6 protein-coding genes and 3 pseudogenes are annotated in these 11,983 nt (G+C 31.7%); all 9 read right to left on the bottom strand.

All coding sequences use genetic code 11. The features are described from left to right. Positions 1–80: 80 nt before the first annotated feature. A complete protein-coding gene (locus ACJ5H0_RS22975; protein ID WP_411252174.1) occupies positions 81–1,409 on the bottom strand; it encodes a condensation domain-containing protein in 1,329 nt (442 codons plus the stop codon). Between the two features lie 54 nt (positions 1,410–1,463). Further along, entirely contained in the window at positions 1,464–3,107 is a 1,644-nt protein-coding gene (locus ACJ5H0_RS22970; RefSeq protein WP_411252173.1) for a cyclic peptide export ABC transporter, read from the bottom strand. 6 nt (positions 3,108–3,113) lie between these two features. Beyond that, the gene (locus tag ACJ5H0_RS22965) at positions 3,114–3,821 is read right to left on the bottom strand and encodes a thioesterase II family protein (protein WP_411252172.1); all 708 of its coding nucleotides are present in this window, start codon (positions 3,819–3,821) and stop codon (positions 3,114–3,116) included. A 55-nt stretch (positions 3,822–3,876) separates the two neighbouring features. Further along, positions 3,877–5,598, bottom strand: a complete 1,722-nt coding sequence (locus tag ACJ5H0_RS22960) for an outer membrane beta-barrel family protein (protein ID WP_411252171.1) — start codon at positions 5,596–5,598, stop codon at positions 3,877–3,879. A 76-nt stretch (positions 5,599–5,674) separates the two neighbouring features. Beyond that, the gene (locus tag ACJ5H0_RS22955) at positions 5,675–6,307 is read right to left on the bottom strand and encodes a carboxypeptidase-like regulatory domain-containing protein (RefSeq protein WP_411252170.1); all 633 of its coding nucleotides are present in this window, start codon (positions 6,305–6,307) and stop codon (positions 5,675–5,677) included. A gap of 67 nt (positions 6,308–6,374) precedes the next feature. Then, positions 6,375–6,980, bottom strand: coding sequence for a condensation domain-containing protein (locus ACJ5H0_RS22950; RefSeq protein ID WP_411252169.1), 606 nt, complete (start codon positions 6,978–6,980; stop codon positions 6,375–6,377). Positions 6,981–7,023: 43 nt separating this feature from the next. Continuing rightward, positions 7,024–8,184 (bottom strand): annotated as a pseudogene (locus tag ACJ5H0_RS22945) (condensation domain-containing protein); the annotation flags it as partial. Positions 8,185–8,253: 69 nt separating this feature from the next. Next, positions 8,254–9,351: pseudogene (locus ACJ5H0_RS22940) on the bottom strand (amino acid adenylation domain-containing protein); the annotation flags it as partial. 177 nt (positions 9,352–9,528) lie between these two features. Continuing rightward, a pseudogene (locus tag ACJ5H0_RS22935) lies at positions 9,529–11,979 on the bottom strand (condensation domain-containing protein); the annotation flags it as partial. Between the last annotated feature and the right edge of the window lie 4 nt (positions 11,980–11,983).

The following is an 11,983-nucleotide window of genomic DNA, read 5'->3' as shown; positions in this document are numbered from 1 at the left end:
CTTTATCAGGGGTTTTTAACACCTGGGCCTGAAATAGACTAACTACTGTTTCTTCTTTAGGATAAATTACGTCTGTATTATTAAAATCTATGAGTATTTGTTTTAATTCTTCTTCGGATAAATAATTTAATTCTCTTAATTTTTTTTTCAGGGCTTTTTATAACCTCATCAATCAAAGCTTCAAAATGATTGACAATAGAGGTTATTCCGGAGTTATCAAAATAATTCAGATTATAATCAAAATCGATTTTCACATCTTTTGATTCATCAAATTCCCTTATATATAATGCTAAAGCCACTCGCTCTGATCGATGGCTTAAAGGAATTACTTCTGTCACTGTATTTTGAAAATTAGTAGAATAATTTTGTTTTTCATAAGACAGCGTTATATTGAATAATCTTTCTTTTTCATGAAACAATTGAAGCTCCTGAATAAGTTTACCTAAAGGAAATCTTTGATAACGATAATCGTTTCGTAATTGATTTTTTAGATTTTTGGTTAACTGTTCAATTGTTTCATTAAAATCAATTTTCACCCTTAAAGGAGAAATTCCCATAAAAAGTCCAACTGTTTTTTTATATTTTGATTTACTTCTGTTTAAAACCGGCAGACCAATTGCAAAATCATTATTTTGATGCTTTCTTCCAAAATAAGTATAGATTAAAGCTAGGATCAGGTGAAAAGTTGTACAATTGTAATTGTTTGCCAATTGAATTAATTCATTATAAGTTTCTCTTTTAATGATTAATTCTTTTCGACTGCTTTTATTAACACGGCCTGAATCTTGTATTTTATTGAATAAATTTTCAGGCAAAACATTAAATTTATCCTTCCAATATGTTTTGTCTTCCATAAAAGATTCTGAATCGGTATATATAGCGTCATCTTCTATAAAATCCTTATATGTAAAAGAATATTCTGTTTGTACAGCTCCAAATTCACAGATCTCATTATAGTTTTTAACCAAGCGCTGAAACATCAGCGAAGTACCCCAGCCGTCTGTAATAATATGATGATAAACTGAAAACAAATAATAAAAATCATCGTTTATCTTTACTAAGGTAAAAACGTGCAAAAGACTTTCTCCAAATAAATCAAAGGGTTTAGAAAACTCTTCCTGCATATATAAATTCGCTGTTTCATAAGGTGCTTCACTATCAGAAAAATCTATAAAACCTAATTCTGAATTGTGAATATCTACGATTTTTAATCGAATATTTTCCTGATCTTTAACCAGCTTGGTTCTATAAGCATCGTGTTGATTAATAAGCTCATGATACGCTTTTTGGAATGCATCAATATTGATATGTCCTTTAATTTCAATTTTGGCTCCAATATTATAAATGGGCTCATTAGGATATAGTAATTGTTCAAAATAAATATCTTGCTGCGGTAAGGTTAGTCTCATAATAACAGAGTTATAAGATTAGAAATTCTACTGAATAGAAACATTCGTTAATTATTAATTGTACCATAAACTCTCGCTGTTTGATACTTCTTCTTTTACATCAAAATCTTTTACGATTTGTCCGTAATCAAATTTAATTATTCGGTCAGCATGCTTAAAATAAGCATCATCATGAGTTACTGCAACAATTGTTTTTCCTTCATTTTTAAGCTTAGGCAGCAAATTTTCGTAGAAATACTTTCTAAAATGAGGATCTTGATCTGCAGCCCACTCATCAAGTACTAAAATTGGTTTATTTTCAAGGAGAGCAAAAATCAGAGACATTCTTTTACTTTGTCCTTTAGAGAAGTTTCTTCTTGCCGAGCCTTCTTTATCATCCAGAATAATTTTGTCCAGCTCCATTACTTCAAGCAATTCCTGGTATCTTTTATTATTTTCAAGGGAATAATTGTCGTAGTTATTAGAGTAGATATAATTATCCGTAAAAACTGCAGAAATTAGGTTTTGAACCGGATTTTCTTTGTCTACAATTTGATTATCTAAAATTAAGCTTCCTACAGTTGGTTTATACAAACCGGTTAAAATATTAATAAAAGTACTTTTCCCGCTTCCGTTTCCGCCAATGACGAATATGGTTTCTCCTTTTTGTATAGAAAGATTAACGGGGCCCAAGCTAAATGAGTTCTCTAAAGTATTTTTTTGGTAACTGAAGTGAATATCTTCAAATTCAAGTTTGTTAAAATCAATATCGTTCTCGATTTTATTTTCTGCTTCTGCAAGATTTTCATCACTAATTTCAAAGTCTTTCAGAAATTCTTTAATTCTTTTTCTTCCTACAAATAGTCTGGTATAGACCCGTTGCATATTAATTAAATTATTAATTGGCCCTGATATGAACATTAAAATCATTACATACGTAATTACATCTTCTTTTTTTAAGAGATCAAATAAAGGAAGGAGAAAAAGAATTGTCCCAATGATTAAGTATAAACCGTACTGGCTGATTAGATTTATAGATAAAAACACAAAATTAATATTGAAATCCAGATCTTTGGCTGATCTTCTGTTGGGTACCAGAAATTTATCCATCAAATTTTCGCTTCTGTGTGAGCTCAATTTCAATCCTTTAAATCCTTTTATTACATCTTCAACATATTTATAATAAGATTCATTGTATTTTCTTAATTTATCTACCAGCGGAGCCATTTTATTAATCACAAAAAAGTAAATAAATGCCACTACAATTATCAGCGCAATAACAACGAATGCTGAAGGGACAGATAATGTAAAGAGATAAACTAAACACAATATCAGCATTAGCAAAGAATTAAAGGTATGTGTTACAATTTCCGGAAAAGATGAGAAAACCCTTAAATCTTCAATAGTGGTATAAAATCTTTGTGAACCCAGCCTTTCCAGTGTAATCAGAGGAGCCTTTAAAATTTTATAAAAAATTAGCTCTTCATTTTTGTAGAGTATACTATAAGTAAGTTTATTGAGCCATTTTTGAAAATTTATATTTAATAAATAAGTATAGATGATAGCTGCGGCAAAGACTATTCCCATGTAATCATTTTGGAATTCAGCTTTACCTGAAACTGTACTGTTGATTATATATATAATTCCGAAACTTAAAACGGTATTTGAAAGTGCATAGAAGATTATATATATTAATTCTTTAAATTTTAATTTGAACATAATAAATTATTTTACAATTACATGAGTAGAATAGCCTTCAATTACTTTTGCCAATTCCTGGGCATGTTCATTGATAAAAAAATGATTTCCTTTAAATATTTTAAATTGAAAATCAGCATTCGTAAAGTTTCTCCAATTTTCTATTCTGTCACACGTTTCTTCTTCATCTCCCATTAATCCATGCAATGATGTATTTAATCTGATTTCTTTTTCTGAAAAATTATCGTTTTCAAGTACTTCAAAATCAGCTCTAATTATTGGGCTAAAGAATTCATACAGTTCTTCATTTTCAAGGACTTCATCCGGAATTCCCCCTAATTCTTTTAATACAATCTTGAACTCGGCATCTTCCAACAGATAGCGTTTTGTATTATCTTCTTTTTGTATTCCCGGTCCCGGATTACCAGAAACGATTAAAGCTTCTGGTTGATCTCCATTTTTTTCCATCTTTTCTACAACAGACAATCCTAAGGTTGCTCCCATACTATGCCCAAAAATTAAATAGGGTTTACTATTTCTTAAGGTTTTAATTTGGGTAACATAATCTTCGATGGCTTCTTTTTTGTTCTTTAGCAATCCTTCACTAAATCGTTTTCCTCTTCCAGGCAATTCAAGAGGAATAAACTCAATATTAGGTTTTATGTATTTCTTAAGAAAATCAAAGGAATAGACACTTCCTCCTGCAAAATGGAGTAAGAATAATTGATATTTCATGGTTTTTTATTATAATTAGTATTCGATACTAGAGGATATTTGATAAGTTTTGGTATTAAATTCCAGAACGTCTTTGCTCTTCTTCATTACCAAATTTTCGATTGTCGGATTTTACTTTCTTGCTTCCAAAACTGTAAAGAAGAGAAAGTCTGAAAAATCTGTTACTGTAATTAAAATTTCCTATCTGCTTTACTCCGTTTACAATCGATATGTTGTTATTTAAGTACGATGTATTAAATACATCATTAAGTAACAGAACAATCTTTAAGTTATCATTTAATAAACTTTGTCTCACTCCTATATCAAGACTATGGGACTGTCCATTTTCAAATAATCCTCTTTTGTGCTGCGAGCTATACCAGTAATTAACTTCTAATTTTGTTGTTTTAGTCAGTGAGAAAGTATTGTTCGTATTAAAATAAAACCTAACTCCGTTCTGAACCTCTGCATTTATATTATCAAGTAAAGTAGTTTTAGATCCTAAAAGCGATACACTGCTTTGGTTTGTCCACCAAGAATATTTATCAAATGTGTAGCTTTCGCTAATCCCATAATAATATTCCTTTGAGTAATTTTTCCTTGTGATAACCTGTATGTCATTCTCTGTATCTGTACTAAAAAATATTCCGTAGTTATCATTAGTAACTCTAAAAAACAGATTTGAGCTTAGCTTTTTCTTAAAAGTGTGGGTGAAATCAAAATTATCACTAAATGAAGGCTGTAAAAAAGGATTACCTACAGAATAACTGTTATTGTTTATATAAAATCGGTATGGATTTAAATCATTAAATCCAGGACGGTTAATTCTTCTTCCATAATTAAAGACAAAATTGTTCTTATCGTTTGCAGCATAGGAAACATAAAATGTAGGAAACAATTTGAAGTAATCCCGCTTATTTGTTTGATTGATTGTTTTTGAGAAACCTTCTGTAGTTGTATTCTCCATTCTTAGTCCTAATTGTAAACTCAGTTTTGAGCTTATTTTCTTTGAACCACTGGCATATAATGCCTGAATATTCTCTTTGTATTCAAACTCATTAGATTGCGATTCATCCAATACTGGCGGATTTACCGTAGCATCAAAAAGCTGGACATCACTATTTGATTTATTGAAGCTTAGCTTACCTCCATAAGAGAAGTTGGCAAATTTGGTTGGATGCTCAACATCCACCTTTGCACTAAAATTTTCAATAGCCTGTCCTGAATTATTAATGGCTGACCGTTGCTGTATAAAAGCTGGATCATTAGGAACTGATGTATTGGTTGCGAAGCTATTATTTTGTTTTACATTATAATCCAAATAGCTAAAATCCACTGTAAGCTTTCTTCCTAAAGTGTCTAATTTCGACATAACATTCATATTATAAATATTACTGTTATATTCCCTGTCATTAAAACCTTTACTTTGAATGATTTGCTCAAGATTATGATTAGAATCGAATAACTGGGTAACTGATTTATTATCTTGATCCGGTCTTCTTAGATTACCTAAGTACATAAAACCTAACACGATATTTTTTGTAATATCATAATCAATTGAAGCCCTTCCTGTAAAACTATTCTTTTTTTGTTTCGTATCTGAATCCAACTCTTGCAGTTTATTTGCAGATAAAGCATCAAAACTTTCCAGTGCTCTATAAGCACCAATACTTCCATTTAAACCTAAAGAGAATCTGAGTTTATTTTTATTGTATAAGAAATCATTCCCTAATGTAACAGAATTATAATGGTTCTGATCATAGGCGAAAGAAGATGAATTCTTCCAGGAGTCTTTCATTCCTTCTTTGTAAACTATATTAATAAGTCCGCCATTTCCTCCTGCATCATACTGAGCTGGCGGAGTTGTTATAATTTCAATTTTTTTTTATGTTGCCTGCAGGAATTGAATTCAAAAAACTGACTAAATCATCCCCTGACATTTGCATCAATTTACCATTAACCATTACTTGTGATGACCCTTTGCCTAAAATACTAATTGAACCATTTTGAATCATAAGACCCGGCGCTACTTTTAATGCATCTAGCGCATTACCTGTACTCGCAGTAGGGCTATTCTCAACATTAAATACCAGACGATCCATCTGTTGTTCAAAGATTCTTTTTTTCCCTTTGATAACAACTTCCTCTATATTTTTTGAATCTGAGGCTAAAATTATATCTTCCAAAACAGTACTGTTTTCTAAGCTGATTTTTTTATCCCAACTTTTATATCCCCAAAGGCTCACCTTAATAGTATAAACTCCCTTAGCAGTCTTGATTGTATAGGCTCCATTATTATCCGTAGTTGCGCCGGATTTTAAGACTCCAAGCGAGTCAACAAGTACCACATTTGCAAATGGAACAGGAGCTGTATTACTTTTTATTTTTCCTTTTAACTCTATTTGGCAAATTGCTAAATAAGGGATTAAAAGGAATACTATTATTAAAAGATTTTTGTGCTTGAGTTTATTTCTCATTCTAGTTAATTTTGAAAAAAGTTTATTCATTTTATTATTAGATTGTAAATTTATATAAAAAAATTTCTTTTAGTAGTGATTTATATTAAAAAAAAGTCTACCCTATGGGACTTATCTTGCTAATAACATTATCTAAAAGAGCATCTAATGGAAGCGTGATTTCAGTATTTTGCTGATAAATGAGGATGATTTCAATTCCATTATCTCTTACCCTGCATATGATATCCAATGGATGCAGGTTTGATAATATTTGGGTTCCAAGAATTATCTTATTTGATTTGTCTTCTTCAATAACCCCTGGCATCTCTTGAAAATTTACCCCTCCCAATCTGCATAAGTCGATGTCAATTTGTGTTTCAACAAAAAAATCTTCTCTAATGGTCTCATAGGGTATTACCTGATGCATTCTTGCATTTAGGTAATTCAAATACACATTTTGAAACAAATCATACAAAGAATCATTTGTATTAGAAATTAATCGCAACGGGATAAAATTATTAAAAGCACCTAAAGCTCTTGAAGTATCAAATTCATCAACGATACTTTCCCGTCCTGAAACCGTGATCAGTTGAAAATGAAACTGCCCTTTAAAACAATCATGCATTAAATACTGATGAAACCCCATAAATAATCCGGATAATGGAATATTTAGGTCTTGAGACAACTGTTTAATTCGTTCAAATTTTTGTCCTGTAACGAACATTGTCTGTGTAGTATGGGTTACTTTGTCACTGTCAATTACATAGTCATACTTTTTTTAACTGGGTTGATTTTTGATCTGACAATAGTTCAAGGGCAGGCTTTTTTAAATCATTAATCCAAAAAGAGCGTTCCTCCAGTCCTCTTTCCGATCGTAAATATTTTTCCTGCCATAAAGCAAAATCAAAACCTGAAGAAGGATACTGATTCTTTAAAACTTTATTATTTCTAAGGAAATTCATTAACTCCTGCTGCAAGATATTACAGGTATACATATCTGCTATTACATGACTAATTGCAATGTATATATAAGATTCTTCGCCTCCTTTTATATCATTAAATATGAATAAACGAATAAGCTCGCCATTGAAAATATCATATGGCTTTACAGGAACTTCATTTGATATTAATTGTGAAATATTAGCTGGACTACTAAGATCTACATCATAAGTATTTACAGCAATTTTCAAATCTTTATATGACACCCGCCTTTGATAAATGAATTGATCTTCTTGTATAAACTCAATATTCAAATCAGGAAAATTGCTCAAAAATTCACGCAGCTGTAATTCTATGTATCCGGTATCAGACTTACTAATCTTAGCCGGGCCAATAAAACCTTCAGAATTCTTGAATTTCATTATATATTTTTGATTTTCAGATATCTGAACTTTATCCCCAATTTTCCAATTTATCTTTTTATTTACAATATCTAATTCCGGTTTAAAATTTATCCCTTTATTTAAATCTACGGATTCAATCTTATTTTCTTTAATTGTTATAACTTTAGCTAAAGCTTCAAAATCTGAGGTTTTAAAAATTTGATCTACTTTTACCGCATACCCTTCCCGGTTCAATTGATTCATTAATTGTATTATTTTCAGTGAATCTCCACCAATGCTATAAAAATTGTCTTTAATACTAATATTTTCTTTTTTCAACAATTTTTCACAAATCGATATCACGATCTTTTCTTCTTTACTACATGGAGCCACATAGTTTTTTGAAGATGCTTCCATTTTATCAATTTCCAATAATGCTTTCTTATCTATTTTTCCGCTGGAGTTCAATGGCATTTTTTCGAGAATCACAAAATAATTGGGCAGCATATAACCGGGTAAAAATTCTGTAAGTTTCATGCGAATGGTTTCGATGTCCATATCCTTACCTACCAGATAAGAGATGATAAATTTTTCTTCATCTTTTTCTTTGACCAGAACTATGGCCTGTTCAATTTGTTTTTGCTGAAGTAATACATTTTCAATTTCTCCAAGTTCTATACGATGTCCTCTAATTTTTACCTGATCATCTTTTCTTTCTACATATTCAATATTCCCGTCCGGTCTCCATCTGGCTAAATCTCCTGTTCCGTATATCTTACTTCCTTTTTCATAAGGATTTTCAATAAACTTTTCATTAGTGAGTTTTTCTTTATTTAAATACCCTCTTGCCAAGCCATCTCCTGCTATATATAACTCTCCCACAACTCCTATTGGCTGTATTTGCAGCTTATCTGATAAAATGAGTACTTTTTCATTGGCCAGTGGCTTACCAATGCTCAGATATTTACTTGTGTTAATATCTAAACTTGTACTCCATATGGTAGTCTCCGTAGGACCGTATACGTTTATTATATTCAGTCCAGAATAAGTATTTATGGTATCGTAGACTGTTTTTGGAAATGGCTCTCCACCCATTAAAAGCTGCTTTAAATATGGAGAAGGTTTTGCTATAAAAGCTTCGGATATCTGGCTAAATCTTGATGGCGTAACCTGTAAAACTTCTATCTTATTACGGTGTAGGTTATCCATAAATAATTCCGGGGACATCAATTCTTCTGATGAGAATAAAATCAGTTTTCTACCGCTGCACAAGGTTCCAAATATTTCAAGAACAGATATATCAAAAACTACATTCGTTGTTCCCGCTACAATGGTATGTCTTTTAAATCCCAGTTCAAAATCTAAATTATTTAAGAATGAAACTGCATTTCTATGCTCAATCATTACACCTTTCGGCAATCCCGTAGAACCTGACGTATAAATGACATAAGCTAAATTTTCTGGTTTTAAAGCTATTTTTAAAGATTCATTTTCCTTATTACTTTTCCCAAGTGCAAATGCCTCTAATAAATCCTTATCAATAACTATTTTACAATTGGCATCTTTTTCAATATATTTTATTCTTTCTGCAGGATACGCAGGATCAATAGGTACATAAGCAGCACCCATCTTTAATACGGAAAGAAGACTAATGACCAGCCACTCATTCCTTTCCAGCTTTACCCCAATAAAATCTTCAATCTGTACATCATATTCTGATAATAAGTAGCATGACAACGCATCGGAAGCTTCATCTAACTCCCTGTATGTAAACTCTTTATTTCCATATACAAGAGCTATATGATCAGGATTTGCTTTGACCTGATTGGCAAACAAGTCTACTATGGTTAAATCTTTTGCAAAATCTCTTTTATTATTATTAAAATCCTCTAAGATCTGTGTTTTCTCAACGGATGATAAATAGTCGATTTTATATAGAGGTTCCTCAGGTGACTGAAGAACAACTGTAAGAATATCTAAATAATGTTTCATGAATCCTGTCATAGTATCATTATCATAGACATCTGTATTGTAATTAATCTGGAAGGAAATTAAATCACCTATCTCTTCAAAAGTAATTTCAAGATCAAATTTAGAAACCGATTTTCCCAAAGAGGTAATTCTACTTGTCAATTCTTCAGGTACGCTTGATTCAATTGCTTTCTCTCCAACATTTTGAAGCATTATTACAACATCGAAAATGGCACTTCTACCCATATCTCTCTGTAGTTCTAAATCTTCTACCAAACGATCAAACGGATACTGCTGATGTTCATAAGCATCTAGTATATCTGATTTTACTGCATCAAACAATTTGTCAAAATCATTGCCCGGATTAATTTTATTTCTTAATGGAATCATATTCAAATAAAAACCTATTTGATTTTCAAGATCAATGTGATCTCTTCCGGCAACCGGGCTTCCTATTATAAAGTCTTCCTGAGACGTGTACCTGTAAAGCAAAGCATTTAATGAAGTTACAAGTCCCATAAATAAACTTCCACCTTTTTGCTGACAAAAAGTTTTTAAATCGTAAGATATTTCTTTTGACAGATAAGTCCCAAGCCGCTCTCCATTGTTGGTTTTTACAACCGGTCGCTTTTTTGTTGATGGTAAGTCTATGACGGGTAACTCTCCGGAAAGCTTATCTAACCAAAATAATTGATGGGCTTGATACGTTGTTTCTTTTAGTTGATTTAGCTGCCATACAGAATAATCCTTGTATTGAATCCTTAACTCTGGTAAATTTGGTTCAGTACTATTTACAAATGACTGATAATATTTTAATACATCTTTGGTCAATATATCCATAGACCATCCATCACTTATAATATGATGCATATTGTAATAAAAGACAAAATTATTCTCGGATACCTGAAGTAAAGCAGCTCTTAATAACGGTCCATTTTCTAAATCGAATAATACCTGGGAATCTTTTTGAATATATTCCTTAATACTTAACTGTTTATCATGGGAATTACTAAAATCACAATAATCTATATTAAAATCAATTGCTTCTCTATTTAGAACCCACTGTTGAATCTCTCCTGATTCATTTTCTCTAAATACAGTTCTTAAAATTTCATGCCTGTCAATGGCTGCATCAATGGCCTTTTTTAAATGATCTATATTATATCCGCCATCTAAAGCATGATATGAAGGCATGTTGTAAGCCACTGAATTTTCTTCAAATTGGCTCAAAACCCATAATCTGCGTTGAGCATCTGATAAAGGGTAACTTTCAGAAATTACTGCCTTCTCTATTTCTTTATATTTTAATGTTCCTGCTTTAGAAATTAAACCTGCATGAGAGATTAAAGATGTATTCTCAAACAATTGACTAAAGCTTAGTTTCACATCAAATTTCTTCTGATAGGTATTAATGAGCTTCCCTAATTTAATACTGTGGCCACCAAGTTCAAAAAAATCATCTTTGATTCCTATCAATTCCCTGTTTAACAATCCTTTCCAAATGATGGTTAACTCTTCTTCTAAACTATTTGTTGGGGCAATATATTCTGCCTCACTGGCTTGATTAAAATCTTTCTGGTTAGGTAAAGCAGCTCTATCAATTTTACCGTTTGGAGTAAGCGGGATAGATGACAACTGAATAAATACTGCAGGTATCATATAATTAGGAAGAGTAGTCAATAAAAAATCGCGGAGATCTGATATTATTTCTTCTTTTTCTGATACAAAATAGGCAACTATCTGTTTATCTTCTTCCGTGTCAAAAACCTGTACAGTAACTTGCTGAATACTTTCCTTTGACAATAACTGAATTTCTATCTCTGCCAGTTCAATTCTATATCCTCTTATTTTAACCTGATGGTCTTTTCTTCCTATAAATTCTATGTTTCCATCTGACAACCAATAGCCTAAATCTCCTGTATCATACATTCTTTCGCCTTCTATAAAAGGATTGGGCAAAAACTTTTCCTCAGTGAGGTCTGCTCTGTTCAGATAGCCTCTCGCTACTCCTGCTCCGGATACAAAGATCCTGCCTGTAACGCCGAGAGGAACCAATTGGCTATTCTGATCCAGAATCAATACCTGGGTATTGGAGATTGGCTTACCTATAGAAATGGTTCTGGACTCTTTATCGGTAATACGATAAGAGGTGCTGTAAGTGGTATCTTCCGATGGACCATACAGATTTCTAACTTCGATTTTATCCAAAGGAAGCTTTGCAATAATATCGGTGGGAAGAACTTCGCCTGCCATGTTGATGACTTTGACAGCATCCAACGGTGCTTTGTCTTCTATTAATTTTCTTACCACAGAAGGAACCGTATTTAATAATACATTGGTGTCCTGATCGAGATAATGATTGATTTCAAGGGCGTTCTTTAAAATCCTTATTTTCTTACCTGTCGAAAGGGTATAGAAAAATTCATACACAGAC

It is taken from the genome of Chryseobacterium proteolyticum, assembly GCF_046591535.1.
Lineage (GTDB): Bacteria > Bacteroidota > Bacteroidia > Flavobacteriales > Weeksellaceae > Chryseobacterium > Chryseobacterium proteolyticum.
The sequence above is the reverse complement of the archived record's forward strand: the minus strand, read 5'-3'. Positions and strand labels throughout refer to the sequence as shown.

Excerpts from the sequence above, each read along its gene's own strand:
- ACJ5H0_RS22975 (WP_411252174.1), bottom strand. The coding sequence starts at position 1,409 with ATGAGACTAACCTTACCGCAGCAAGATATTTATTTTGAACAATTACTA.
- ACJ5H0_RS22970 (WP_411252173.1), bottom strand. The coding sequence starts at position 3,107 with ATGTTCAAATTAAAATTTAAAGAATTAATATATATAATCTTCTATGCA.
- ACJ5H0_RS22965 (WP_411252172.1), bottom strand. The coding sequence starts at position 3,821 with ATGAAATATCAATTATTCTTACTCCATTTTGCAGGAGGAAGTGTCTAT.
- ACJ5H0_RS22960 (WP_411252171.1), bottom strand. The coding sequence starts at position 5,598 with ATGAAAGACTCCTGGAAGAATTCATCTTCTTTCGCCTATGATCAGAAC.
- ACJ5H0_RS22955 (WP_411252170.1), bottom strand. The coding sequence starts at position 6,307 with ATGAATAAACTTTTTTCAAAATTAACTAGAATGAGAAATAAACTCAAG.
- ACJ5H0_RS22950 (WP_411252169.1), bottom strand. The coding sequence starts at position 6,980 with ATGTTCGTTACAGGACAAAAATTTGAACGAATTAAACAGTTGTCTCAA.